Source organism: Micromonospora sp. DT44, from assembly GCF_049841635.1.
In the GTDB taxonomy this organism is placed as follows: Bacteria; Actinomycetota; Actinomycetes; order Mycobacteriales; family Micromonosporaceae; genus Micromonospora.
Genome location: NZ_JBNCKS010000037.1, coordinates 3917 through 27243, shown reverse-complemented (window position 1 = coordinate 27243; position 23327 = coordinate 3917). Strand labels below are relative to the sequence as shown.

At 72.3% G+C, this 23327-nt stretch carries 25 protein-coding genes; 10 read left to right on the top strand and 15 right to left on the bottom strand.

Features of this window, described 5'->3' with window-relative positions; genetic code table 11:
- Positions 1-62: 62 nt before the first annotated feature.
- The 6 genes from ACLQ25_RS21245 to ACLQ25_RS21220 all read right to left on the bottom strand — a co-directional run bounded on the left by ACLQ25_RS21245 (position 63) and on the right by ACLQ25_RS21220 (position 4389).
- Positions 63-278 (bottom strand): helix-turn-helix domain-containing protein, encoded by a 216-nt coding sequence (locus ACLQ25_RS21245; RefSeq protein WP_355051732.1) that lies wholly within the window; start codon positions 276-278, stop codon positions 63-65.
- Entirely contained in the window at positions 278-736 is a 459-nt protein-coding gene (locus ACLQ25_RS21240; protein WP_425732548.1) for a DUF2975 domain-containing protein, read from the bottom strand. The genes ACLQ25_RS21245 and ACLQ25_RS21240 overlap by 1 nt, the downstream gene beginning before the upstream one ends.
- A gap of 100 nt (positions 737-836) precedes the next feature.
- Positions 837-1574 carry a VOC family protein gene (locus tag ACLQ25_RS21235; protein WP_425732547.1) on the bottom strand — a complete coding sequence of 246 codons (738 nt, stop codon included), beginning with the start codon at positions 1572-1574 and terminating at the stop codon, positions 837-839.
- A 60-nt stretch (positions 1575-1634) separates the two neighbouring features.
- Positions 1635-2813, bottom strand: coding sequence for a hypothetical protein (locus ACLQ25_RS21230; protein WP_425732546.1), 1179 nt, complete (start codon positions 2811-2813; stop codon positions 1635-1637).
- Between the two features lie 16 nt (positions 2814-2829).
- A complete protein-coding gene (locus ACLQ25_RS21225; protein ID WP_425732545.1) occupies positions 2830-4080 on the bottom strand; it encodes a DUF222 domain-containing protein in 1251 nt (416 codons plus the stop codon).
- Positions 4081-4143: 63 nt separating this feature from the next.
- On the bottom strand, positions 4144-4389 hold the full coding sequence (locus tag ACLQ25_RS21220; RefSeq protein ID WP_425732544.1) for a helix-turn-helix transcriptional regulator: 246 nt from the start codon (positions 4387-4389) through the stop codon (positions 4144-4146).
- Between the two features lie 76 nt (positions 4390-4465).
- On the opposite strand from ACLQ25_RS21220, the gene ACLQ25_RS21215 reads away from it, so the two are divergent.
- Positions 4466-4708, top strand: a complete 243-nt coding sequence (locus ACLQ25_RS21215) for a hypothetical protein (protein WP_425732543.1) — start codon at positions 4466-4468, stop codon at positions 4706-4708.
- On the opposite strand, the gene ligD is transcribed toward ACLQ25_RS21215, so the two are convergent.
- Positions 4705-5727 carry a non-homologous end-joining DNA ligase gene (ligD, locus tag ACLQ25_RS21210; protein ID WP_425732542.1) on the bottom strand — a complete coding sequence of 341 codons (1023 nt, stop codon included), beginning with the start codon at positions 5725-5727 and terminating at the stop codon, positions 4705-4707. The two genes, ACLQ25_RS21215 and ligD, sit on opposite strands and share 4 nt — an antisense overlap.
- A gap of 47 nt (positions 5728-5774) precedes the next feature.
- Here ligD and msrB point away from each other — a divergent pair, with 47 nt between their 5' ends.
- Positions 5775-6179, top strand: a complete 405-nt coding sequence (gene msrB / locus ACLQ25_RS21205; protein WP_355051724.1) for a peptide-methionine (R)-S-oxide reductase MsrB — start codon at positions 5775-5777, stop codon at positions 6177-6179.
- On the opposite strand, the gene ACLQ25_RS21200 is transcribed toward msrB, so the two are convergent.
- The 3 genes from ACLQ25_RS21200 to ACLQ25_RS21190 all read right to left on the bottom strand — a co-directional run bounded on the left by ACLQ25_RS21200 (position 6145) and on the right by ACLQ25_RS21190 (position 7944).
- Positions 6145-6750, bottom strand: coding sequence for a DUF305 domain-containing protein (locus ACLQ25_RS21200; protein ID WP_425732541.1), 606 nt, complete (start codon positions 6748-6750; stop codon positions 6145-6147). The genes msrB and ACLQ25_RS21200 overlap by 35 nt on opposite strands.
- Before the next feature lie 62 nt (positions 6751-6812).
- Positions 6813-7559 (bottom strand): lytic polysaccharide monooxygenase, encoded by a 747-nt coding sequence (locus tag ACLQ25_RS21195; protein ID WP_425732540.1) that lies wholly within the window; start codon positions 7557-7559, stop codon positions 6813-6815.
- A gap of 109 nt (positions 7560-7668) precedes the next feature.
- Complete coding sequence (locus ACLQ25_RS21190; RefSeq protein ID WP_425732539.1) at positions 7669-7944, bottom strand: isoamylase early set domain-containing protein; 276 nt, start codon at positions 7942-7944, stop codon at positions 7669-7671.
- A 154-nt stretch (positions 7945-8098) separates the two neighbouring features.
- On the opposite strand from ACLQ25_RS21190, the gene ACLQ25_RS21185 reads away from it, so the two are divergent.
- From ACLQ25_RS21185 to ACLQ25_RS21170, 4 genes are all read left to right on the top strand, one after another.
- On the top strand, positions 8099-8359 hold the full coding sequence (locus tag ACLQ25_RS21185) for a Prokaryotic metallothionein (protein WP_425732538.1): 261 nt from the start codon (positions 8099-8101) through the stop codon (positions 8357-8359).
- 226 nt (positions 8360-8585) lie between these two features.
- Positions 8586-9527: a DMT family transporter gene (locus tag ACLQ25_RS21180; RefSeq protein WP_425732537.1), complete on the top strand. Its 942-nt coding sequence runs from the start codon at positions 8586-8588 to the stop codon at positions 9525-9527.
- Positions 9528-9551: 24 nt separating this feature from the next.
- The gene (locus ACLQ25_RS21175) at positions 9552-10046 is read left to right on the top strand and encodes a GNAT family N-acetyltransferase (RefSeq protein ID WP_425732536.1); all 495 of its coding nucleotides are present in this window, start codon (positions 9552-9554) and stop codon (positions 10044-10046) included.
- Between the two features lie 91 nt (positions 10047-10137).
- Entirely contained in the window at positions 10138-11265 is a 1128-nt protein-coding gene (locus tag ACLQ25_RS21170; protein ID WP_425732535.1) for a lytic polysaccharide monooxygenase auxiliary activity family 9 protein, read from the top strand.
- A 510-nt stretch (positions 11266-11775) separates the two neighbouring features.
- On the opposite strand, the gene hemQ is transcribed toward ACLQ25_RS21170, so the two are convergent.
- Genes hemQ through hemE form a run of 3 tightly spaced genes read right to left on the bottom strand, consistent with a single transcriptional unit; the run spans position 11776 to position 14988 of the window.
- On the bottom strand, positions 11776-12477 hold the full coding sequence (gene hemQ, locus ACLQ25_RS21165) for a hydrogen peroxide-dependent heme synthase (RefSeq protein ID WP_425732534.1): 702 nt from the start codon (positions 12475-12477) through the stop codon (positions 11776-11778).
- A complete protein-coding gene (gene hemG / locus ACLQ25_RS21160) occupies positions 12474-13883 on the bottom strand; it encodes a protoporphyrinogen oxidase (RefSeq protein WP_425732533.1) in 1410 nt (469 codons plus the stop codon). Before hemG ends, hemQ begins: the two co-directional genes overlap by 4 nt.
- A 7-nt stretch (positions 13884-13890) precedes the next feature.
- Entirely contained in the window at positions 13891-14988 is a 1098-nt protein-coding gene (gene hemE / locus ACLQ25_RS21155; RefSeq protein WP_425732532.1) for a uroporphyrinogen decarboxylase, read from the bottom strand.
- 136 nt (positions 14989-15124) lie between these two features.
- Here hemE and ACLQ25_RS21150 point away from each other — a divergent pair, with 136 nt between their 5' ends.
- Positions 15125-15697, top strand: a complete 573-nt coding sequence (locus ACLQ25_RS21150; RefSeq protein ID WP_425732531.1) for a DUF3000 domain-containing protein — start codon at positions 15125-15127, stop codon at positions 15695-15697.
- A gap of 31 nt (positions 15698-15728) precedes the next feature.
- Here the strand turns inward: ACLQ25_RS21150 and ACLQ25_RS21145 are convergent, their stop codons facing one another.
- Both ACLQ25_RS21145 and ACLQ25_RS21140 read right to left on the bottom strand, forming a co-directional pair.
- Positions 15729-16607, bottom strand: coding sequence for a hypothetical protein (locus ACLQ25_RS21145; RefSeq protein WP_425732530.1), 879 nt, complete (start codon positions 16605-16607; stop codon positions 15729-15731).
- A 145-nt stretch (positions 16608-16752) separates the two neighbouring features.
- Complete coding sequence (locus ACLQ25_RS21140; RefSeq protein WP_425732582.1) at positions 16753-17985, bottom strand: trypsin-like peptidase domain-containing protein; 1233 nt, start codon at positions 17983-17985, stop codon at positions 16753-16755.
- A gap of 246 nt (positions 17986-18231) precedes the next feature.
- Between ACLQ25_RS21140 and ACLQ25_RS21135 the strand changes: the two genes are divergently transcribed.
- The 3 genes from ACLQ25_RS21135 (at position 18232) to ACLQ25_RS21125 (ending at position 23184) form a co-directional block, all read left to right on the top strand.
- A complete protein-coding gene (locus ACLQ25_RS21135; RefSeq protein WP_425732529.1) occupies positions 18232-19557 on the top strand; it encodes a ribonuclease D in 1326 nt (441 codons plus the stop codon).
- A gap of 280 nt (positions 19558-19837) precedes the next feature.
- On the top strand, positions 19838-21034 hold the full coding sequence (locus ACLQ25_RS21130) for a thiolase family protein (RefSeq protein WP_425732528.1): 1197 nt from the start codon (positions 19838-19840) through the stop codon (positions 21032-21034).
- 20 nt (positions 21035-21054) lie between these two features.
- Positions 21055-23184 (top strand): 3-hydroxyacyl-CoA dehydrogenase NAD-binding domain-containing protein, encoded by a 2130-nt coding sequence (locus ACLQ25_RS21125; protein WP_425732581.1) that lies wholly within the window; start codon positions 21055-21057, stop codon positions 23182-23184.
- The last annotated feature ends 143 nt before the right edge of the window (positions 23185-23327 follow it).

Here is a 23327-nt window from a genome sequence, read left to right as displayed (position 1 = left end):
GCGTCGGGCCGCCCGTACGGCGAAGGCGATCGCGCCCACGACGAGCAACGCGCCGACGTACCTCATGCGGTCTCCTCCTCGACCCATTCGAGGAGGTCTCCGGGCTGGCATTCGAGCACCCGGCACATCGCTTCGAGGGTGCTGAAGCGGACGGCCTTGGCGCGGCCGTTCTTGAGCACCGCCACGTTCGCCGGGGTGAGCCCGACGCGCTCGGCGAACTCGCCGACGCTCATCTTGCGCTTGGCCAACTCGACGTCGATCCGGACGACGATGGGCATCAGATCACCGCTTCCATGTCGGTCCGGAGCGTGGTGGCCTGCCGCAGCAGGGCGCGCATGACCACCATGAGGAGCCCCAGCACGGTGACGCCCACCGTCAGCAGGAACAGCAGGAGCGGCAGGCCGGGGTCGTCGGCGTTGAACCCGACGTAGAGGAAGACGCCCACCAGCACCAGCCACGCGGCGGCGATGGCCCAGACGATGGCGTCCACCCACTTCAGCGAAGCCTCGGTGAAGATGCGGTCGTTCTTGACCAGGCTGAGCAGCTGCCACGTCGCGACGATCACCACCTGGACGCAGAGCACCCAGAAGACCGTCACGATCGTCGCCGGCCACCGGAGGTACGCGTCCTGTGGCGACTCCTGCGCCATGTACGCGAACTGCCCCGGCAGCGAGAGGGTCTGGAAGACGACCAGGACCCCGAACAGCACCAGGAGGAACACTCGGAGAGCGGACACCGCTCGACGTTCAACAAACATGCATCGAGTTTCGCTCGCTACCTATCGAAAGTCAATCGGTACGGCCGTAACCGTGGTGTGCGTGTCCGGGCAGCGCGGATCACTTCGGGGTGAGGAGACAGAACTCGTTGCCCTCCGGATCGGCGAAGACCTTCCACGGGATCGTGCTGTCGCCCAGGTCGATCGGGGTCGCGCCGAGAGCCTGCAGTCGCGCGGCCTCGGCCTCCATGCCGTCCCCCGGGTACGGGCGCACGTCGAGGTGGACACGGTTCCACCCCGTCTTCACGTCGGGCGTCCGCAGAAACTGCAGGTACGGACCGACGCCCCGGGACGAGCGCAGGACCGCGCTGTCGTCGGTCACCTTGTGCACGGTCCAGTCCATCGCCTCGCCCCAGAAACGAACCATGCCCCTCGGGTCCGCGCAGTCGACCACCACGGAGGCGATCGGCCCGGTGTCCTGGTTCGAGTCGTGCCAGTCCAGCACGCAGAACTCGTTGCCCTCCGGGTCGGCCATGACGATCCACGACACGTCCCCCTGACCCACGTCGACGGGCGTCGCGCCGAGATCCTTCAGGCGCGCGACGACCTCGGCCTGGTGCGCTGCCGAAGTGGTGGCCAGGTCGAGGTGCACCGGGTTCTTTCCCGTCTTGGGCTCGTCGGTCACGACGATGTCGATGCAGACGGCGACCGGATCGGGATAGCTGAAGCCCTTCGGTTCGAGGTTGGTCACACCGGGCCCCTCGCTGGACATCTCCCAGCCGAGCACCTCGGCCCAGAACTCGCCGAGCGCCACCTCGTCCCGAGCCTTCATGTTGATCTGCACAAGCCGCGTCGCCATGGCGGCGATGCTATCGATGATCGCGCGCCCCATGCACCCCTGTTCAGGCCGACCGCCGGGTCACGCGCCAGAGGCCCGACCCGGGTCGTTCATCTGGCGACGGAGCGCGAGGTACGCGGTCAGGTTCGCCAGCAGCATCACCACTCCGATCGCCGAGGCCAGGAGCCCGACGTCGAGGCTCGGCAGCGCCACGAAGGTCAGTGCGGCGAGCACGATGGCGAAGATGTTCAGGAAGGTGAAGGCCAGCACCAGTTCGTTGAGGAGGCGGGACCGTCGGTCCTGGAGGCGACCGACCAGTTGCTGGTGCAGCGTCCGGACGAAGTCGAGCCGCTCGTCCAGCGTGGTGAGAACGAGCCGGAACTTCCACTGCTGCTCCAGCGCGTTCCACACGGTGCCGCCGGCCGCGTCGAGGTGCGCCTCCACCGACGAATAGCCGAGCCGGAACAGGCGGATGCGGTGGTAACCACTGAGAATGCGCTTGGCCTGGTCTTCGAGAGCGCTCATGGACAGACCGCCACGCCCGGGGTCGATCTGGGACAGCTCCGCCGAGAGCACCGCGTCGTAGCGCAGGGCCGCAGCCCAGCAGACGTGATGCACCCCGGTCAGCCGCGCCAGCAGCAGGGCCGGGCGCGACCCGAAGTCACTGACCACGGCCGTGGTGTGCGAGCCGACCCGCAGAACACCGTCGGAGATGCCGTCGGGCGTGCAGTCCACGCCGTCCGGGGTGAACTGCTCGGCGATGGTCCGCCGGCGTGCCGGAGCGCAGTCCGGATCGACCCGGACAGCGAAGGTGGTGTTGGCCCAGAGGACGAACACCTCGTCCGTACCGGCCGGCGCCGGCAGGACAGCGCGCAGGAGCCGCGTCACCGCGGGCAGCATCCGCTGCACCGGCGGGGCGACCTCGGCAACCACCTCGCCGGCGCCGCTGACGATGCCGTCCGGCAGTTGGTACGTGACGCACAGCAGGCCACAGTCGACGTTCCAGAGGCTGATCCGGGCCGAGACCACCTGCCACGCGCCGGATTCCGTGGTGGGCAACAGCGCGGAATCGATCTCCTGCCCGCCGGCCCGCAGGATCTCCGGGCCACCGCTGATCGCCATCGTGGGCCGGGGCATGCTGCCGAGCAGCTCGTCGAGGAGCCGTTGACCGTAGGGCTGCAACGCCAGGTCGTCGAGGCCGTCGGTGACGCTCCACCCCGCGGGTACGTCGTCCTCGGCCCCGGCCGGCGCGGATCCCATCCAGCAGCCGACCGGCCTACGTCCGCCGGTGGAATTCGTTGCGGCGCGGGAGCTGGGCCGGGTCGAGCCAGGCCGGCGGTACGAACTCCGGCTGGCCGTCGTCGCCGAGTCGCACCACCCAGTCGGTTTGGTGGACGTGCCGGTGGTGGTGGCCGCAGAGCAGGACGGCGTTGTCGAGGCTGGTGGGACCACCGTCGGCCCAGTGGCGGATGTGGTGGGCGGCGCACCAGCGCGGCGGCCGGTCGCAGCCTGGAAAGGCGCAGCCCCCGTCGCGCAGCACCAGCGCCCGGCGCAGCGGCCCGGTGACGAGGCGGCGTTGCCGGCCCACGTCGAGGACCTGACCGGCGCCACCGAGCACGGCGGGCAGGACGGTGGCATCGCAGGCGAGTCGGCGCACCGTCTCGGGGGTGAGTCGCAGGCCGACGTCGAGAGTCCCGGCGCCCAACTGCCGGGTCAGCCCGTCGAAGCTGGCGGTGACGACGAGCTGCGCCGGATCACCGCCGGTCTCGGGCAGCTCGCCGGTGCGCAGCGCCAGCCGGCACACGTCCGCCAGGGCGTCGTGGCGACGCTGGCCGGCGCAGCGGCTGTCGTCCGGCCCGGAGGGCGCGCTCAGCGGATCGATGGCGGCGCGGAACAGCGCGGCGGTCTCGACGTCGAGGATGCCGCTGAGCCGGAGCCGCCCACCGGTCTGCTCGGAGACGGTGACATGCCGGTCGCGGGCCGCCCGGGCGTCCTCGGCAGCCAGGGCCGCCGCGTCGGCGGCGTCGGCAAGATCGGGAGCGACGTGATCGAGGATGCGGGTGCCCATCTGCCGCAGCAGCATCGGGTCGAACTGCGCCGCCCACTCGACGAGCACCCCGACCGCCTTGTCGGCCACCTCCGCACCCGCGACGGCTGACACCGTGGCGGCTGTGTCGGCGATGACCCGGGCCTGCTCCACGCTGACCGTGCCGTCCGCCAACGCCTCACGCACGCCCGGTGGCGCGGCGTCGACCGAGGCCGCGAGGGCGACCAGCCGACGCGCGGCGCCGACGTCGAGTCGCAGCCGCCCACGCAGCCACACCGCCGTCGAGGACGCGCCCTGCGCCACCGCGACGCCACGCCCGTCCAGCTCGCGCACCAGCGCCAACTGCGCGGCCGCCAGGCGCTGCGCAAGCCGGTGGGTGGCGTCCAACGCCGCGATCAGATCGTGCTCGGCGAGGGCCCAGACGGCGGTATCGGCGCACGCCGCCACCGCCTGGTCCGCCCGTGCCAACTCATCGATCACAGACAAATTCTAGAACAGGTGTACGACAAGAACCGGCCGCACCGGAGCCCTGAACCGAGGCAATCAATCCTCGGCCAACTCCGGGCGATGCTCTCGAATCCAGGCCATCACGTCCGACTTGCGCCAGACCTTGCCCTGCACCAGATCAGCCACCGGCTCGGGGAAGTTTCGGTGGCTGGTGATCACGTAAACACGCTGCTTACTGATGCCACCAAGCATCGCGCGAATCTCCGCAGCGCCCACCAGATCCATATGGCGGACGGTAAACAGTTGACCTGACTCCTTGACCCGGGTCAACTTACCGGTCACCGTAAGGGGCATGTCTACGTCGAACGGGTCGCCAGCCCATCACCACCAGCGGAGAGCGATCCGCCCGCACACTCCAATGCGCCCGCTGTGGTTGTGCCGCGTCTGCGCGGCCGCCTGGCCGTGCCCGCCGGCCCGCCTGCTGCTGACGATGCAGTACCGGCGGGATCGGGTGGGGTTGTCGGTCTACCTGGCGAGCCAGTTGTTCGAGGCGACGGCCGACCTGCTCAAGCTGAACCCGGACGCGGTACCCGACGCTCGGGAGTTGTTTGAGAGGTTCGTGGCATGGACGGCTCGACCGCCCTCAGGAGAACGGATCTAGGGGGTGCGCTTGGCGCGGCTGGGCTGGACGCGCTTGGGTTCGCCGGGCATTTTCGGGTGGTCCGGCGGGTACGGCAGGTCGCCCTGGCCGGCGGCGGCGTCGCGGTCGGCCCACTCCAGCAGGGGCGTGATGTCCCACGGGGCGTCGTCGATGCCGGCGTGCGGGTCGCCGCTGTCGGCGAGCCGGGCCGGCACGGTCCGCAGGTCGAAGTCGTCCGGGTCGACGTCGGGCAGCTCGTCCCAGGTGACCGGGGTGGAGACGGTGGCCCGGGCGTTGGCGCGCAGCGAGTACGCGCAGGCGATCGTCCGGTCCCGGGCCATCTGGTTGTAGTCGACGAAGACCCGGCTGCCGCGCTCCTCCTTCCACCAGGCGGTGGTCACCAGGTCGGGGTTGCGGCGTTCGACCTCGCGGGCCAGGGCGATGGTGGCGCGACGGACCTCGGTGAACGTCCAGCGGGGTTGGATGCGCAGGTAGACGTGCACGCCGCGCCCGCCGGAGGTCTTCGGCCAGCCGATCGCGCCCAGCTCGTCGAGGACAGCGCGCACCTCGGCGGCGGCCCGGCCCGCGTCGGCGAAATCGGTGCCGGGCTGCGGGTCGAGGTCGATGCGCAGTTCGTCGGGGCGGTCGGTGTCGGCGGCGCGCACCGGCCACGGGTGGAACACGATCGTGCCCATCTGCGCCGCCCAGGCCACGTGTGCCAGGTCGGCCGGGCACAGCTCGGCCGCGCCGCGACCGCTCGGAAAGGTGATCTCGGCGGTGGTGATCCAGGGCGGCACGCCCCGGGTGGGCACCCGCTTCTGGAAGAACGCCTCGCCCTCCACGCCCTCGGGGAAGCGTTGCAGCGTGGTGGGCCGGTCCCGCAGGGCACGCATGATCCCGTCGCCGACGGCGAGGTAGTAGTGGAAGACGTCGGCCTTGGTGAAGCCCCGCTCAGGAAAGATCACCCGGTCGGGGCTGCTGAGTCGTACGGTGTGCCCGGCCACCTCGACCTCGGCGACCGCTGCCTTGGTGCCACCCATCCCGCGACCTTATGCCACGCCCCCGACGTTCGACGTACCGTTGACGGGTGAGTCTTGACGACAACAACCTGCCCAAGACCGAGGACGAGTGGCGCGTCCGCCTGACCCCGGAGGAGTTCCACGTCCTGCGGGAGCACGGAACGGAACGCCCCTGGACCGGCGAGTACGTGGACACCAAGACGTCGGGCGTCTACCACTGCCGGGCCTGCGGTCTGGAACTCTTCTCCAGCGACACGAAGTTCGACTCGCACTGCGGGTGGCCGAGCTTCGACGACGCCATCCCGGGCCGGGTCAAGGAGATCGAGGACCGCAGCCTCGGCATGGCCCGTACGGAGATCCGCTGCGCCCGCTGCGACAGTCACCTCGGGCACGTGTTCCACGGCGAGGGTTTCACGCCGAAGGACACCCGGCACTGCGTCAACTCGATCTCGGTGCGCCTGGAACCCCGCTGACCTGATCGTCGTACCCGCTGAGCAGCTCGACCTCGGCGGACCGCGACTGTTCGATCCGCCGGGCCAGGTCGCGGACCCGCTCGTCACGGCCGACGCCGACCTGGGCCCGGGCCAGGTCGGCGGCGGCTCGCTGGTGGTCGGCGAGGACCTCGCGCAGCACCCGGTCGACGTCGGCGTCCGACGCGGCCCGCAGCCGGTCGAGCGCCGCGTCGTCGCCGTGTCCGGCGTGGTCGTGCCCGGCGGCGGCGCTGACGCCCGGTCCGGTCGTCGGCAGCCACCCGCGCATGGTCGACAGCTCGTCGGCCTCGGTCACCTCGATGGCGGCGGCCAGTGTCTTCAGCGCATCGTCGCGCAGCCGATCCCGGGCGAGCCGGACGATCTGGAGGGTGCGCTCGCTGTGCCCGGCCATGGTGCTCAGGAACACCACGTCGATGCCGCTCAGCTCGGCGGCGGCCGGCGCGGAGTCGGCCACCACCGGGGACGCGGGTACCGGTGGGCGCAGGGACGGCCCGGCGCAGCCGGCGAGCAGCGACGCGGCGACCAACCACGCCAGGTGGGTTGCGCGGGCCATGCCGGGGCTCCGATCGGGGTGGGGGTGGCGACGCGGGTGCGGCCGGGACCGCACCCGCGCGGTCAGACCTGTTGCCAGAGCGCCGGTACGTTCGGCGGCTCCCAGCCGGCGATGGCGGTGTGGGCCTGCCGGCAGCGGTACGTGAGCCCGCCGTAGGTGACCTGGTCGCCGACCTGGTACGCCCGGCCGGCCGTCCAACTGCCACCCGCCGGGGGCGGGGTCGTCGGCGCGGCGGTGGGGCTGGTCGTGGGTCGCGGTGTGGGTGAGGTGGTCGGCGTCGGGGTGGGCGTCGACCCGCCGCCGCCGATCTGCACGTCGATGCAGGAGTAGAAGGCGTTCGCGGTGTCGGAGATGTTCCACACGGCGAGGATCTTCTGCCGCCCGAAGAAACCGCCCAGGTTGACGGTGTGCGAGACCGTCGCGCCGGGCTGCTGCCCGTTGCCGTTGACCACGCCGACGCGGGTGTTGCCGATCCAGTACTCCCAGTTGCTGGTGGCGTGCCGGGCCGTGTTGAACCAGGTGAAGGTCAGCGAGCTACCGACCGACGTGGCCGGCCAGCCCCGGCTGTCGTCGTTGAGGACGGCGAACTGGGTGATGCCGGCGTTGCAGCTCTTGAGGCCCTTGGGCCCTTCGACGCTCTGCGGCTCGTACTTGATCTGCCCGCAGTCGGGCACCTTGCCCTGCGCGCAGAGCGCCTGCCGGCTGGGCGGGGCGGAGACGTAGCCGTGCGCCTGTGCGGGCGCGGCGACGGTGAGGGTGGCGGCGACAGCGCCCGCCGCCACCAGCGGGACGGTGATTCTTCGGCGCATGGGGGCAGCTCCTTCTGCAGGTGCGGTGAGGTGCCCCCAAGGTAATTTAAACTTTATTAACAGTAAAGAGCGTCGTCGATAAATACATCGATGGTGACGAGTTGACCTCTCACAGTCGCAGCAGGCTGCCGTTGCCATCGACGCCGTCGGCGGTCTCGTCGTCGAGCCAGACGCCACCGGCGGCGAGGTAGCGGAAGCGGTACCCCCCCGGGCCGAGCCGCACGGTCACCGTCCGGGTGCCGTCGCGGCGGGCCACCAACTCGTGCCGACCGGGCTCCCAGCCGTTGAACGAACCCACGACGCTCACCGGACCGGGCGGCGCGTCCCGCGGTAGGCAGAAGGTCACCCGGGTCTGGCTGCCGAAGAGCTTGTTGCGTTTGATCATGGCGATCCTCCGGGGGTCACGGCGGTTCACCTGGCCTAACGCAGGACACGCCGAGGCCGACACGCCGTCCAGCGGGGCCGGCTGGCGGTAATTCGCCCCTCGCCGCCCACGGTGAGGCAGTGTGGTAGCACATGTCCTGATACGGGGGGTTCCTGTGGCAACGTGCGAGGTCTGCGGCAACGACTACTGGATGGCGTTCGAGGTGCACACCGTCAGCGGTGACGTGCACACCTTCGACTCCTTCGAGTGCGCGATCCACCGCATGGCGCCCATCTGCGAACACTGCCAGGTCAAGATCGTCGGACACGGCGTCGAGGTCAACGGCCGGTTCTTCTGCTGCGGGCACTGCGCCCGCTCGGTCGAGGGCGCCGAGGGCGCCGAGATCCGCGACGCCGTCGGCGCCCGCCCGGCCTGACCGGGTCGGCCTGATCGAGTCGGCCCGGCCGTGGGCCAACCGGACCGTCAAGCTGGGGTACGGTCGTCGCCATGCGGCCATTCCTGGGCGTCCTGCCCCCGCCGCGCTCCTGATCGGAGCGCCGCACCTCTCGCCGACCGGGTGACCTGACCCCGCTCGGCCACTTTTGTCGTACGCGCTCCGTCGACGTCGTCCCCGTCAACGGCTCACCCTTCGGAGCGCCCCCGTGTCCACCACCCGTACCCCGTTGCCGGCCGCCTCGGCCGCCCGCCACGCCGCCCGCAGCGGCCTGCTCCAGATCACCGTCACCGGCGTGCTGTGGGGCACCACCGGCGTGGCGGTGCAACTCCTGCGCGAGGGCACCGGGCTCAGCCCGGTGAGCATCGGCTTCCACCGCCTCGCCATCGCCGCGCTCGTGCTGCTGGCCTGCGCCGCCGGCCGGCTCCGCACGATCGTGTCCGCAGTGCGCGCCGCACCCGTACCGCTGCTGCTCACCGGCATCGGCCTCGGCGTCTACCAGGCGCTCTACTTCGCCGCCGTGGCCTGGGCCGGGGTCAGCGTGGCCACCATCGTCAGCCTGGGCCTGGCCCCGGTCCTCGCCGCGGCCTGGGAGTCGGTGCACGCCCGTCGGCTCCCCGGCCCGCTGCGACTCGGGAAGCTTGTCGCGGCGGTGGCCGGCCTCGTCCTGATCACCGCCGCCACCGGGCAGCCCGGCGCGGCAGCGGCCGCCCCACTGCTCGGCCTGCTCGCGGCGGCCGGCTCCGGCCTCGGGTACGCGGTGACCACCCTGATCAGCCGCCAGATGTCACAGCACACCGCGCCGATGACACTCACCACCATCTCCACCGTGGTCGGCGCGCTGACCCTGGCACCGTCGGCCCTGGTCGCCGGGGTCAGCGTGCCGGTACGCCTCGACACCGTGGCACTGCTGCTGCACCTCGGCGTGGTCACCACCGCGGTCGCGTACGCGTTGTTCTACGCCGGGCTGCGCACCACGCCGGGCAGCGTCGCGGCCGTGCTGACCCTGCTCGAACCGCTCACCGCCGCCGCCCTGTCGGTGGCGCTGCTGCACGAACCGCTCTCCCTGCCGGTGATCATCGGCGGTGTTCTGCTGCTCACCGCCGTGGCCGCCACGTACCTCGCACCCGAGCGGGCGAACACCGGGTGAACCACCCCGACCTAGGATCGGTGGATGCCCCAGCAGACCGCCGAGATCCGAACCGCTCTCTTCGCCGACCTGGACACCCGCACCTTCCACGACCTGCTCAAACTGCGCATCGACGTGTTCGTGGTGGAGCAGAACTGCCCGTTCCCCGAACTCGACGGACGGGACGTGGAACCGGGTACCCGGCACGTCTGGCTGACCGACGGCGGCTCTCCGATGGCGTACCTGCGGATCCTGGCCGACCCGGACGACGTCGCCCGGATCGGCCGGGTGGTGGTGGCCCCGGCGGCCCGTGGTGGCGGGCACGCCGGCCGGCTGATGGCGGCGGCGCTCGACCTGGTCGGCGACCGGCCGTGCGTGCTGGAGGCCCAGTCGCACCTCGTCCCGTTCTACGCCCGACACGGCTTCACGGTCAGCGGCCCGGAGTACGTCGAGGACGGCATCCTGCACACCCCGATGCGCCGAGACGCGCGACCGGCAGCCATTGACGTCCGACGATCAACCTGGCATCGTGCCGGGTAGAGCCATCGCGGGAGCCAGCGAATAGGCACGGGAGCGGGCAACTCCCGGCAGTCCGGGTGTCGACGTCCGACCTCATCCCCCCGGGGGCTCCATGTCCACAATCGCCCGAACACCACGCGTGCTCCGGCCGCTCGCCATCGCGGCAGCCGCCACGCTCCTGTTAACCACGGCGCTGAGCGTCTCGCTGGTCCCATCCGCCTCCGCGCACGGCTCGGTCGTCGACCCACCCTCGCGCAGCTACAGCTGCTGGCAGCGCTGGGGTGGTGACTTCCAGAACCCGCGCATGGCCACCGAGGACCCGATGTGCTGGCAGGCCTGGCAGGCCGACCCGCAGGCCATGTGGAACTGGAACGGCCTGTTCCGGGAGGGTGTGGCCGGCAACCACCAGGGCGCGATCCCGAACGGCCAACTGTGCAGCGGCGGACGGACCCAGAACGGCCGTTACAACGCCATGGACACGGTCGGCGCCTGGAAGACCACGTCGGTGGCGAACAACTTCCGGCTGCGCTTCTTCGACCAGGCCAGCCACGGCGCCGACTACATCCGGGTGTACGTGACGAAGCAGGGCTTCAACTCGGCCACCCAGCCGCTGGGCTGGAACGACCTGGAGTTGGCCGGTCAGATCGGCAACACCCCGGCGTCGCAGTGGGACAAGGACACCGGCGGCGTCTCCATCCAGATCCCGGTCAACGCGACGGGACGGACCGGGCGGCACATCGTCTACACCATCTGGCAGGCGAGCCACCTGGACCAGTCGTACTACCTGTGCAGTGACGTGGACTTCGGTGGCGGATCCACGCCGCCGCCGCCCACCACACCGCCGACGACGCCGCCGCCCACCACGCCCCCGCCGACGACGCCGCCGCCCACCACGCCCCCGCCCACGACTCCCCCGCCGAGCACCCCGCCGCCGGCCGGCGCCTGCACGGCGACGTACCAGGTCACGGGTCAGTGGAGCGGAGGCTTCCAGGCCGAGGTGAAGGTCACCGCCGGTGGCTCACCCACCAAGGGCTGGTCGGTGAGCTGGAACTACAACAACGGCCAGCAGGTCGCCTCGTCGTGGAGCGCCACCGTCACCACGAACGGCACGCTGGTCACCGCCCGCAACGTCAACTACAACGGCACGCTGGCTGCCGGAGCGAGTACGACATTCGGTCTGCTCGGCTCCTGGAACGGCAGCAACCCGGTTCCGCTGGTCTCCTGCACGGCGACCAGTTGATCCCCGTCCGGCGCCGCACCCGGGCGGGGGCGCGGCGCCGGACGGCGGGAATGCGGTGGTGCCCGGCGATCCGTCCGGGCACCACCTCCGCATGATCGACATCCTGAAGCTCACCCCAACGACTGACCCACCCGGCGTCGCCACCCCCGCACCACCCCGTCACCCCCGCGCCGCCCCGCCACCCCCGCGGCGCCCCGTCGACCCCGCACCACCCCGCCACCCCCGCGCCACCCCCGCGGCGCCTCGTCGATCATGGAGTTGTGGTGGTCGACAAAGCACCCACAGACGGGCAAACCAGGCACCACTACTCCATGATCGACGAGGTCGGGCAGCCAGTGCGGCGATCTTGCACTTTCGGTTGCCAGATCGCGGCCTATGCCCCTTTCGTCGGCACAGAAAGTACAAGATCGCGAGGGCGGGGGCGGGGGCGGGGCGCATCCGGGCGGGGGCAGGGGCAGGGCGGGGGCCGCAGCGGGGCGGGCCGCACCCGGGGCGGCGGCGCGGTGGGGGTTAGACCAGGCAGTTGACGATCTCGGCTACTGAGCGGCGGCGGCCCGTGTAGAACGGGACCTCCTCGCGGACGTGCCGGCGGGCCCCGGAGGCGCGCAGGTCCCGCATCAGGTCCACGATGCGGTGCAGCTCGTCGGCCTCGAAGGCGAGCATCCACTCGTAGTCGCCCAGCGCGAACGAGGCGACCGTGTTGGCCCGTACGTCCGGGTAGCCGCGCGCCATCTTCCCGTGCTCGGCCAGCAGCTCACGCCGCTCGGCGTCGGGCAGCAGGTACCACTCGTACGAGCGCACGAACGGGTAGACGCACAGGTATCCGCGGGCCTCCTCGCCGGCCAGGAACGCCGGGATGTGGCTCTTGTTGAACTCGGCCGGCCGGTGCAGCGCCATCTGCGACCACACCGGGGTCAGCGCCCGGCCCAGCGTCGTGCGCCGGAACCGCAGGTACGCGTCCTGGAGGGCGTCGCTCGACGCCGAGTGCCACCAGATCATCACGTCCGCGTCGGCGCGCAGGCCGGCCACGTCGTACACGCCCCGGATCACCACGTCCTTGCCGGCCAGCTCCTCGAAGAGGGATTCGACCTCGCCGGTGACGTTGTCCCGCAGCGACGGCAGCGGGGCGCTGGCCCGGAACACCGACCACATCGTGTAGCGGATGCTGTCGTTCAGCTCCCGTAGCCGGGCCGCGTTGGTCTGCTCGGTCATCTCGCCGATCCTCCCAGTGCTGTGATGATCTCGTCGGCCGCCGTCTCGCCGGAGCGGACGCAGACCGGTATGCCGACACCGTCGTAGCCGGCGCCGGCGAGGACCAGGGTGGGGTACGCGGCCCGCAGCGCCGTCCGCGCGGCGGCGACCCGGTCGGCGTGCCCCGGGGTGTACTGCGGCAGCGCGCCGCCCCACCGCTGCACGTGCCCGTCGACCGGAGCGGGCAGCGGAGTGTCGAGCACCGCCGACAACTCCCGGTGCACCGTCGCGGCCAGGTCGGCGTCCGGGCGCTGGAGCTGCGCCTCCTCGCCGTAGCGGCCCACCGAGGCGCGCACGAGCGCCAGCCCGTCCGGCCGCCGCAGGTGCCCCCACTTCGTGGTGAAGAACGTCACCGCCTTGATCAGCAGCCCTTCGGTGCTCGGCACCAGGAAGCCGGACAGCTCGGGCAGCGGCGGCTGTGGCAGCGCCAGGGTGACCAGCGCGACGCTCGCGTAGTCCAGCTCGCCGACGACCGACGCGGCCTGCGGGGCCGGGCCGGCGAGCAGGCGGGCTGCCGGGCGGGCCGGCACCGCCAGCACCACGGCGTCCACGTCGACGCTCTGCGGGTCGCGGGTCGGGCCGACGGTGAGCCGCCAGCCACTGTCGGTCCGGGTCACCTCGCGCACGGCGGCGTCCCGTCGGATCGTCGCGCCGCTGGCCGTCGCCGCCGCCTCGATGAGGGTGCCCAGGCCGCCGGCCAGGGTGCCGAAGACCGGGGCGCCGGGCGCGCGCGGGGCGGCGGCCTGCGCGGCCCGGACCGCGCCGACCAGGGTGTGCTCCACCCACGCCGTGCGGGCCAGCGCCGGCATCGTGGTGACCAGGGAGAGATCGTCGGCGCGGCCCGCGTACACGCCGCCGAGCATCGGGTCGACCAGCCGGTCGACCACCTCGTCACCGAAGCGGGAGCGGACCAGCGCGCCCACCGAGACGTCCGCGTCGGGCCCGACCAGCGGCCGACCGCCGTCGAGGTCGGCGTCCGCCGCCGGGCGGGCGACCGCCGCCACCTGATCAAGATCCCCGGGTACGCCCACCAGCGTCCCGCCCGGGATGGGGCGCAGCCCTCCGTCGACCACCAACGCGGCCTGCCCGACGGTGGGGTGCACGATCTCCTCGGCCAGCCCGAGCCGGCGGGCCAGCGCCACCGCCGCGCTCTCGGCCCCGGTCGGGTCGCGCATCAGGAACGACTCGGCGCCGAACTCCACCGGTCCACCGGCCAGCGTTCCGGTGCGCAGCTTGCCGCCCAGCGCGCCGGACTGCTCGTACACGGTGATTTCGGTGCCCTCGGGCGCGTGGTCGCGCAAGCGGACCGCGGCGGCCAACCCGGCGATCCCGCCGCCGACCACCGCCACCCGCCAGGGCTGCCGCATCGCCTTGTCAGCCCTGGTCGGCCCGGCGGCTGGACACCTCGTGCACCAGCGCGACCACCCGGGTCAGCACGTCCGGGTCGGTCTCCGGCAGCACACCGTGGCCAAGGTTGAACACGTGCCCGGGGGCGGCCCGGCCCTGCTCCAGGATGCGGCGCACCTCGGCCTCGACCACCGGCCACGGCGAGAGCAGCACGGCCGGGTCCAGGTTGCCCTGCACCGCCTTGTCCGGCCCGATCCGACCGGTGGCCACGTCCAGTGGCGTACGCCAGTCGACGCCGACCACGTCCGCGCCGGCCTCGCCCATCGCGCCCAGCAGCTCGGCGGTGCCCACCCCGAAGTGGATGCGCGGCACACCGGCGTCCGCCAACCCGCTGAGCACCTCCGTCGAGTGCGGCAGCACGTAGCGGCGGTAGTCGGCCTCGGAGAGCGCGCCGGCCCACGAGTCGAAGAGCTGCACGGCGGACACCCCGGCCTCGATCTGCACCCGCAGGAAGGCCAGGGTCACCTCGACCAGCCGGGCGCAGAGCGCGTGCCACAGCTCGGGGTCGCCGTACATCAGGGCCTTGGTCTTGGCGTGGGTCCGCGACGGACCGCCCTCGACGAGGTAGCTGGCCAGCGTGAACGGCGCCCCGGCGAAGCCGATCAACGGGGTGTCGCCCAGCTCGACCACGAGTTGCCGGACGGCCTCGTCCACGTATGGGACGTCGTCGCGGCTGATCGGGCGGATCCGCTCGACGTCGCCGGCGGTACGGATCGGCTCGGCGACCACCGGGCCGGTGCCCGGCACGATGTCCAGGTCGATCCCGGCCGCGGCGACGGGCACCACGATGTCGCTGAACAGGATGGCCGCGTCCACCCCGTGCCGGCGCACCGGCTGGAGGGTGATCTCGGTGACCAGCTCCGGGCGGCGGCACGACTCCAGCATCGGCACGTTGGCCCGGATCTCCCGGTACTCCGGAAGGGAGCGTCCCGCCTGGCGCATGAACCAGACCGGCGTGTGCGGGCCGGGCCGACGCCGGCACGCCCGGATGAAGGGCGAGTCGGCCGGGCCGCCGGGGCGCGGGTGTCCGTCTCGGGCGGCAGTGCCCGTGGTATCCGTGGTCATCGCCGCAATCGTGCCACGCCGCCCGCCCCGGACCGGGTGGGGGTGAGAGGAAGGGCACGTTCCACACCCGGACGCCTCTCGCGAGTGTCGGCGCGCCGTCGAAGCGGGCGACCACGCGGCGGCATAGGCTGCCGACATGGCCCCCCCGATCGCGCTCCCGGAGACCTTCGCCCGCGCGGTCGCCGGGCTGCGGTCGCCGGCGCCCCGGCCGGAGATCACCCTGGAGGAGGTCGGCGCGCCCCAACGACTCGCGCCGTACACGTTCGCGCTCTCCGCGACGGTGCTGCGCGACGGCGACGAGGTGGCCACCGGTCGGCTGATCCTGCTGCACGATCCCGCCGGGCACGAGGCGTGGCAGGGCACCCTGCGGTTGGTCACCTACGTGACGGCCGAGTTGGAGGTCGACCTCGCCGCCGACCCGCTGCTACCCGGGGTCGGCTGGACGTGGCTGACCGACGCCCTCGACACCCAGGACGCCCGTCACCGCGCGATCGGCGGAACGGTCACCCAGACCATGTCGACCCGGTTCGGTGACCTGGCCGGCCCACCGACGGCCGGCGACATCGAGATCCGCGCCTCCTGGACACCCGTCGACGACAACCTGGCCCCCCACCTGCTCGGGTGGTGCACGCTGCTCGCCTCGACGGCCGGCCTGCCCCCGCCCGGGGTCACCACGCTCGCCGACCGCCGCCCGGCCGCCACCGCCTGAGGGCGGGGGTGGCGGCGGGCGGCGCGGCGGATCAGAGGTAGTTCTCCGCCTCGTCGCAGACCTTGTCGAGGCCCTTCATCGCCGCGTCGTACTTGCTCTTGTTGCCGGCCGCCGCCGCGCCCAGCGCCGTGGTCAGCTTGTCCAGGCAACTGGCGATGACCTTCTTCTGCCGGGCCTGCTCGTCACGGTCGTTCCGGGTACCGGTCAGATCCTGCTCGGTGTTGTCGAGCTTGTCCTGCATGACCTGAAGCTCGGTCTTGAGCTTGCCGATCTCGGTGGTGTTGGCCGCGATGGTGCCGTCGCGCTGACTGACCTGGGCGTTGAGGCGCTTCTCGGTCCGGTTCAGCTCATTGTTCTTGGTCACGAACAGCCCGGTCATCACCCCGCTGACGAGGAAGAGCAGCGTGGCCACCAGAGCCAGCACCAGCACGGCACGGCTCCGTCGAGGGGCCGGCGCAGCGCCGTACGGCGCCATCCCGGGCGGGCCCGACATGGGCTGCCCGTACGCGGGACCGGAGACCGGCGGCGCCGACATGGGCTGCCCGTACGCCGGGCCGGAGACCGGGGGCGCCGACATGGGCTGCCCGGCGTACGGCGGGGCGCTGGCCGGGTAGGCGGCCGTCTGGCCGGCACCGTACTGCGGGGCGGCCTGCCCCGGGGCGTACTGCTGCGGCGGCATCGCCTGCCCCGGGGCGTACTGCTGCGGCGGCATCGCCTGGCCCGGGGCGTACTGCTGCGGGGCGGGCTGACCGGTCGGGAACTGCGCGGTCGATTCGGTGCCGGTCGGCTGGGGCACCGCCGCGTGCGGCACCGTCGCGTCGGCGTCGGGCGCACCGGCCGGCGGGGTGGCGGCCGGCGGCGTCGGCGCGGCGGGCGGGGTGCCCTCCGGGCCGGTCGGTGGCTGGGACATGTTTCTTCCTCCAGGTGAGCGGGTCCTCCGCCGGTGGGCGCGACGGACCGGATGCAGCGTCGGGATCGTCCAGGGCCGAAGACCCGGACGGGGTTGGGGACGGCCGGGAGGGCCGTGGGGTGGCGCGAGCGGCCGAGGCCGCGGGTCAGCAGATCTTGAAACCGTCGCAGGCGACCTTGATCGGTACGGCCAGTCCAATGCCCTCGGCGTCGCGCGCCTTGGCGGTGGCGATGCCGACCACCTGCTTGCTGCCGTTGATCACCGGGCCGCCGGAGTTGCCGGGGTTGATCGGCGCGTCGAACTGGATGGCCGGGCCGGAGCCACCCTGGGCGGCGCGCAACGCGCTCACCACACCGGTGGTGACGCTGTCCTCCAGGCCGAGCGGAGCGCCGACGACGACGATCTGCTGACCGGACTTCACGGCGGTGGGCGCGGTGACCAGGCCGGTGAACTTGCCGGTGGTACGCAGGTGCGCCACGTCGTTGGTCTTGTCGACCTTGACGATGGTCGCCGGGAAGCGCTGGTCCGTGCGCTCCAGGAAGACCTCGCGTCCGCCGCCCTCCCACACCGATTCGACCACGTGGAAGTTGGTGAACAGGTTGGTGCCGCCGCCGGCCGCCGGCTTGCCCACCGCGAACGCGCTGCCGGTGAACTGGCCGGCCCGTACCCGGAACACGCTGGGCAGCACGGCGCTGGCCACCGCCTCCGGGTTGAACGCGGCGCCGGCCTGCTTCTCCAGGGCGTCCGCGCGCTTCTCCAGGCCGTCGAGGCGGGTGCCGTCGCCGTCCTGGGCCTGCGCCAGCCGGCCGTCGGTGGCGGCGAGCCGGTCACCGAGGCGGTCGAGCTGGTACGCCTGCACACCGACCACGGCGGCCAACGCGACGACGAGCACCGTGGCCAGCACGACCGGCCAGCGGCGTCGGGTGGGTCGCACCGGCGGCGGGGTGACGCCCGGCCAGCCGGGCTGGCCAGCGGGGTACGGCGGCGCGCTGGCCAGGTCACCGGCGGGCGGGTAGCCGCCGCCGTACGACGCGGGAGCGACCGGGGCGTACGGCGCGGGCCCTGCCGGGTAGGGCGCTTGTCCCGGCGGGTAGGGCGCTTGTCCCGGCGGGTAGGGCGCTTGTCCCGGCGGGTAGGGCGCTTGTCCCGGCGGCGCTTGTCCCGGCGGGCCGGCCGGAACCGGACCCTGGCCCCACTGCCCGCTGTTGGGCGGCGCCGACCATCCGGTACGGGGTGTCGGGACGGCCATGGGTTGCTCGGTGCCGCCCGGCATGCCGGACCAGGTGGCGCCAACCGGTGGATGCGGTTCGATGCGCGGGGGCAGCGGACCGGGCCGTTCGACGGCTGAACCGCTCATGCCGTCCGGGTCGGCGCCCATCGGTCGCCCGTCGCCCGTGGCGAAACCAGCCGTCATGATCGTCTTGCCCTTCCCCGTGGTCTCCCCGTGCGGCCGTGATCCCGGATGTCACCTGATCGGGGCCGACGGCTCGATGGACCGTACCTGCGCGAAAGGGCTTTGTCTCCCCCGATGTCCGGCATCCGAAGGGACACCTTGCGGACACCTGGTCGACACACGCCGGACCGGCTGCGCACGCGGGATCGGCGCGCGCACTAGGGTTGGCAGGTGACCGACGAACCACCCCTGCGCCGTCGGCCCACCGCAGAACCTCCGGGACACGCACCCCAGCACCCGCCGTCGGCCCAGCCGCAGCCGGCGGGCGAGGGGCCCGACCCGACCGACGGTGGGCCCGTTCCGCTGACCGCACCGCGCGACGGCACCCCCGAACCGGTGGCCACCCCGGCCGAACTCGCCGAGGTCGTGGCCCGTTTCGCGGCGGGCACCGGCCCGGTTGCCCTCGATGCCGAACGCGCCTCGGGCTACCGCTACAGCCAACGCGCGTACCTCGTGCAGCTACGCCGCGCGGGCGCCGGCACGGCGCTGATCGACCCGCTGCCGCTGCCCGACCTCAGCACGCTGGAAGCGGCGATCGGCGAGGCCGAGTGGGTGCTCCACGCGGCCAGCCAGGATCTGCCGTGTCTGGCCGAGGTGGGGCTGCGCCCATGCCGGCTGTTCGACACGGAACTGGCCGCACGGCTGGCCGGGTTCGAGCGGGTCGGCCTGGCCGCGCTGACCGAGCAGCTACTCGGCTACACCCTGGAGAAGCACCACTCGGCGGCCGACTGGTCGAGTCGTCCGCTGCCCGAGTCGTGGCTGACCTACGCCGCGCTCGACGTGGAGATGCTCACCGATCTGCGCGACGCGCTCGACGCCGAACTGGCACGGCAGGGCAAGTCGGCCTGGGCCGCCGAGGAGTTCGCCGCCCTGGTCCGTACCGGCGCACGCCCGCCCCGGGTGCGCGCCGAACCCTGGCGGCGCACGTCCGGCATCCACCGCGTGCGAGGGGCGCGGGCCCAGGCCCGGGTCCGCTCCCTGTGGTACGCCCGGGACCAGATCGCCTCCCGACGGGACGCCGCGCCCGGCCGGGTGCTGCCCGACTCGGCCATCGTCGCGGCAGCCGAGCTGGACCCGAAGGACGAGAAGACGCTGCTGACGCTGCCCGGTTTCGGCGGCCGATCGGTCCGCCGGCTGGCCCGTACCTGGCTGGCCGCGCTCGACGACGCCCGGGAGCTGCCGGACGACGCTCTACCGGTCACCCCGACGGTGGAGGGGCCACCCCCACCGCACCGGTGGGCCGAGCGGGACCCGGTGGCGGCCGGACGCCTGGCCCGCTGCCGGGAGGTGGTGGTCCGTCTCGCGGGCGAGCACAACCTGCCCCCGGAAAATCTGATCACCCCGGATTCGGTACGTCGTCTGGCCTGGACTCCTCCGGAGGAGATCACCGAGGCCACAGTGGCAGAGGCACTCCGGGGCTTCAACGCCCGCGAGTGGCAGATCGCCCTGCTCAACGCACACCTGACCGAGGCCCTGGCCCCCAACCCCATCCCCTAACCCACCCCCTCCCCTGCTTTACCTGGTTGATCATGAAGTTATTGCCATCGCCGTCGGCGTGTCGTGACAACAACTTCATGATCAACGAGGCGAAGCGGGGTGGAGGTGGATGGGGTTGGGTGCGGGGGGTTGTGGGGTGGGCCACAGTGGGGCGTGGGGACGGGGTTGGTTACTGGCGAGTAGCATTCCGGGTGACGTGCCCCGCCCGGCCGACGCTCGTTCGGTCCGGAGCGCCGCCCAGCGGTGCGGAGGCCGAATTGTGGTCGATTAGGAGGCTCAAGTGCCCCGTGAAGTTCGGGATGTCGTCTTCGTCGACGGCGTCCGTACCCCATTCGGCAAGGCGGGTGGCATGTACGCCAACACCCGCGCCGACGACCTGGTGATCCGCTGCATCCGGGAACTGCTGCGCCGCAACCCGCAGCTTCCGCCGGAGCGGGTCGAAGAGGTCGCCATCGCTGCCACCACCCAGATCGGCGACCAGGGCCTCACCATCGGCCGTACGGCCGCGCTGCTGGCCGGCCTACCCAAGACCGTCCCCGGCTTCGCCATCGACCGGATGTGCGCCGGCGCGATGACCGCCGTGACCACCGTGGCCAGCGGCATCGCCATGGGCGCGTACGACGTCGCCATCGCCGGCGGCGTCGAGCACATGGGCCGCCACCCGATGGGTGAGGGCGTCGATCCCAACCCGCGCATCATCGCCGAGAAGCTGGTCGACCCGTCCGCGCTCGTCATGGGCGCGACTGCGGAGAACCTGCACGACCTGGTCCCGCACATCACCAAGGCACGCACCGACGCGTTCGCGCTGGCTTCGCAGCAGAAGACCGCCAAGGCGTACGCCAACGGCAAGGTCCAGGACGACCTGGTGTCGATGTCCATCCGCGACGCCGAGGGCGGCTGGGGCCTGGCTACGGTGGACGAGGCTCCCCGGGACACCTCGCTGGAGAAGCTCGCCACCCTGAAGACCCCGTTCCGCCCGCACGGCAAGGTCACCGCGGGCAACGCGGCCGGCCTGAACGACGGCGCCACCGCGAGCCTGCTCGCCGATGAGGCGACCGCCCGCGAGCTGGGCCTGCCGGTCGCCATGCGGCTGGTGTCGTTCGGCTTCGTCGGGGTGGAGCCGGAGGTGATGGGCGTCGGCCCGATCCCGTCGACGGAGAAGGCCCTGCGCCTGGCCGGGCTCAGCATCGACGACATCGGCCTGTTCGAGCTGAACGAGGCGTTCGCCGTACAGGTGCTCGCCTTCCTCGACCACTTCGGCATCGCCGACGACGACCCGCGGGTCAACCCGTGGGGCGGCGCGATCGCCATCGGCCACCCGCTCGCCTCGTCCGGCGTACGGCTGATGACGCAGCTGGCCCGCCAGTTCGCCGAGCACCCCGAGGTCCGCTACGGCGTGACCGCGATGTGCATCGGCATCGGCATGGGCGGCACGGTCATCTGGGAGAACCCGAACTGGGAAGGCGGCGACAAGTGAGCGCGAGGAGTGAGCCGGGCCTGCGAGCCCCGCAGCCGCGAACCGAAGGTGGCACTGTGAAGGCGCCGAACGAGGTCGTCACGAAGGCGCTGCTGCGTCAGGTGAACGTACCGGGGCTGGACCGTCCCGCCGCCCTGATCACCCTGGACAACGGCTTCGACCACACCAAGCCGAACACCTTCGGCCCGGCCGGTCTGGCGAGCCTGGACGAGGCGATCAGCGCCGCGCTCGCCGCCGACCCGGCGTTCATCGCGGTCACCGGTAAGCCGTACATCTTCTGCGTGGGCGCGGACATCGTCGGCCTGCCGCAGCTCGCCGACCGCGCGCAGGCGCTGGAGATCGGCCGGCTCGGTCACCGGGTCTTCGCCCGGCTCAAGGACAGCAGCGTGCCCACGTTCGCGTTCGTCAACGGCGCGGCCATGGGTGGCGGCCTGGAGCTGGCGCTGCACTGCCACTACCGGACGCTCTCCGGCGGCGCGGCCGCGCTGGCCCTGCCCGAGGTCTCCCTCGGTCTGGTGCCCGGCTGGGGCGGCACGCAACTGCTGCCGAACCTGATCGGCATCCCCGCCGCCACGCAGGTGATCATCCAGAACCCGCTGATGCAGAACAAGATGCTCAAGCCGAAGCAGGCCGCCGATCTGGGCATCGCGGACGTGCTGCTGGAACCGGCCGACTTCCTGGAGCGCTCGCTCGAGTGGGCCGCGGGTGTGGTGCGCGGCCAGGTCACGGTGACCCGGCCCGAGGTCGACAAGGACATGTGGGCGGGGGTGCTCTACTTCGCCCGGGAGACGTTGAACCAGCGGCTGCACGGCGCGGTACCGGCCGCGTACAAGGCCCTCGACCTGCTGGAGACCGCGAAGGACGGCGACTTCGCCGCCGGCACCGCCGCCGAGGACGAGGCCCTCGCGGACCTGGTCTTCTCCGAGGAGCTGCGCAGCGGCCTGTACGCCTTCGACCTGGTGCAGCGGCGGGCCAAGCGCCCGGCCGGCGCGCCCGACAAGGGCCTGGCCCGCCCCGTCACCAAGGTCGGCATCGTCGGGGCCGGCCTGATGGCCAGCCAGTTGGCGCTGCTGTTCGCCCGCCGCCTCCAGGTGCCGGTTGTCATGACCGACCTGGACCAGGCCCGGGTGGACAAGGGCGTCGGCTACGTGCACACGCAGATCGAGAAGGCCGTCACCAAGGGCCGGATGGACAAGGGCACGGCAGCCAAGCTGTACGGCCTGGTCAGCGGCACGACGAAGGCAGAGGCCTTCGCGGCGTCGACGCCGGGCCAGCTCACGTCGTTCGCTGACTGTGACTTCGTCATCGAGGCGGTCTTCGAGGACCTGGGCGTCAAGAAGCAGGTGTGGGCCGAGCTGGAGAAGATCGTCTCCCCGGAGGCGGTGCTCGCCACCAACACCAGCTCGCTGTCGATCACCGAGATGGCGGCGGAGCTGGAGCACCCGGAGCGGGTGGTCGGCTTCCACTTCTTCAACCCGGTGGCGGTGCTGCCACTGCTGGAGATCGTCCGGGGCGAACGCACCGACGACGCCACCCTGGCCACCGCGTTCGCGGTGGGCAAGCAGCTCAAGAAGTCGAGCGTGCTCGTCAAGGACGCCCCGGCGTTCGTGGTGAACCGGCTGCTCACCCGCTTCCTGGGCACCGTCTTCGCCGCCGTGGACGCCGGCACCCCGCTGGACGTCGCGGACAGCGCCCTGGACCCGCTGGGCCTGCCGATGCGGCCGCTCGCGCTGCTCCAGCTCGTCGGGCCGGCCGTGGCGTACCACGTGGGCGGCACCCTGCACGCGGCGTACCCGGACCGGTACAGCGTCAGCGAGAACCTCAAGCGCATCGCCGACTCGGGTCAGCCGCTCGTGGTCGACGACCAGGTCAACGAGGAGGTCGCCAAGCTGCTGGTGGTGGGCGATGAGCCGTTGACCGCCGAGCAGGTACGGCAGAACGCCCTCGACGCGCTCGCGCAGGAGATTCGGCTCATGCTGGACGAGGGTGTGGTCGCCGAGGCACAGGACATCGACCTGTGCATGATCCTGGGCGCCGGCTGGCCGTTCCACCTGGGCGGCGTCACGCCGTACCTGGACCGCACCGGCACCTCCGAGCGGGTCACCGGTAAGCGGTTCCTGCCGCGCGGAGCGGCGAGCCTGCCCGCCTGACCGATCAGCTCCACCGTCGCGGTGGCCGGACCGTCCCTCGTGGACCGGGCCGGGCCCCCCGCCCCGGTTGGGGGGGGGGCGGGGGGCCCCGGGGCCGGGCCGGGAAACCACCCGTGGCCAGGCCCGGGGACGCACACCCCGGT

Coding starts and splice junctions, on each gene's coding strand:
- ACLQ25_RS21245 (WP_355051732.1), bottom strand. CDS start 278: ATGCCCATCGTCGTCCGGATCGACGTCGAGTTGGCCAAGCGCAAGATG.
- ACLQ25_RS21235 (WP_425732547.1), bottom strand. CDS start 1,574: ATGGCGACGCGGCTTGTGCAGATCAACATGAAGGCTCGGGACGAGGTG.
- ACLQ25_RS21230 (WP_425732546.1), bottom strand. CDS start 2,813: ATGGGATCCGCGCCGGCCGGGGCCGAGGACGACGTACCCGCGGGGTGG.
- ACLQ25_RS21215 (WP_425732543.1), top strand. CDS start 4,466: ATGCGCCCGCTGTGGTTGTGCCGCGTCTGCGCGGCCGCCTGGCCGTGC.
- ligD (WP_425732542.1), bottom strand. CDS start 5,727: ATGGGTGGCACCAAGGCAGCGGTCGCCGAGGTCGAGGTGGCCGGGCAC.
- ACLQ25_RS21200 (WP_425732541.1), bottom strand. CDS start 6,750: ATGGCCCGCGCAACCCACCTGGCGTGGTTGGTCGCCGCGTCGCTGCTC.
- ACLQ25_RS21195 (WP_425732540.1), bottom strand. CDS start 7,559: ATGCGCCGAAGAATCACCGTCCCGCTGGTGGCGGCGGGCGCTGTCGCC.
- ACLQ25_RS21190 (WP_425732539.1), bottom strand. CDS start 7,944: ATGATCAAACGCAACAAGCTCTTCGGCAGCCAGACCCGGGTGACCTTC.
- ACLQ25_RS21175 (WP_425732536.1), top strand. CDS start 9,552: ATGCCCCAGCAGACCGCCGAGATCCGAACCGCTCTCTTCGCCGACCTG.
- ACLQ25_RS21170 (WP_425732535.1), top strand. CDS start 10,138: ATGTCCACAATCGCCCGAACACCACGCGTGCTCCGGCCGCTCGCCATC.
- hemQ (WP_425732534.1), bottom strand. CDS start 12,477: ATGACCGAGCAGACCAACGCGGCCCGGCTACGGGAGCTGAACGACAGC.
- hemG (WP_425732533.1), bottom strand. CDS start 13,883: ATGCGGCAGCCCTGGCGGGTGGCGGTGGTCGGCGGCGGGATCGCCGGG.
- hemE (WP_425732532.1), bottom strand. CDS start 14,988: ATGACCACGGATACCACGGGCACTGCCGCCCGAGACGGACACCCGCGC.
- ACLQ25_RS21150 (WP_425732531.1), top strand. CDS start 15,125: ATGGCCCCCCCGATCGCGCTCCCGGAGACCTTCGCCCGCGCGGTCGCC.
- ACLQ25_RS21145 (WP_425732530.1), bottom strand. CDS start 16,607: ATGTCCCAGCCACCGACCGGCCCGGAGGGCACCCCGCCCGCCGCGCCG.
- ACLQ25_RS21140 (WP_425732582.1), bottom strand. CDS start 17,985: ATGGGCGCCGACCCGGACGGCATGAGCGGTTCAGCCGTCGAACGGCCC.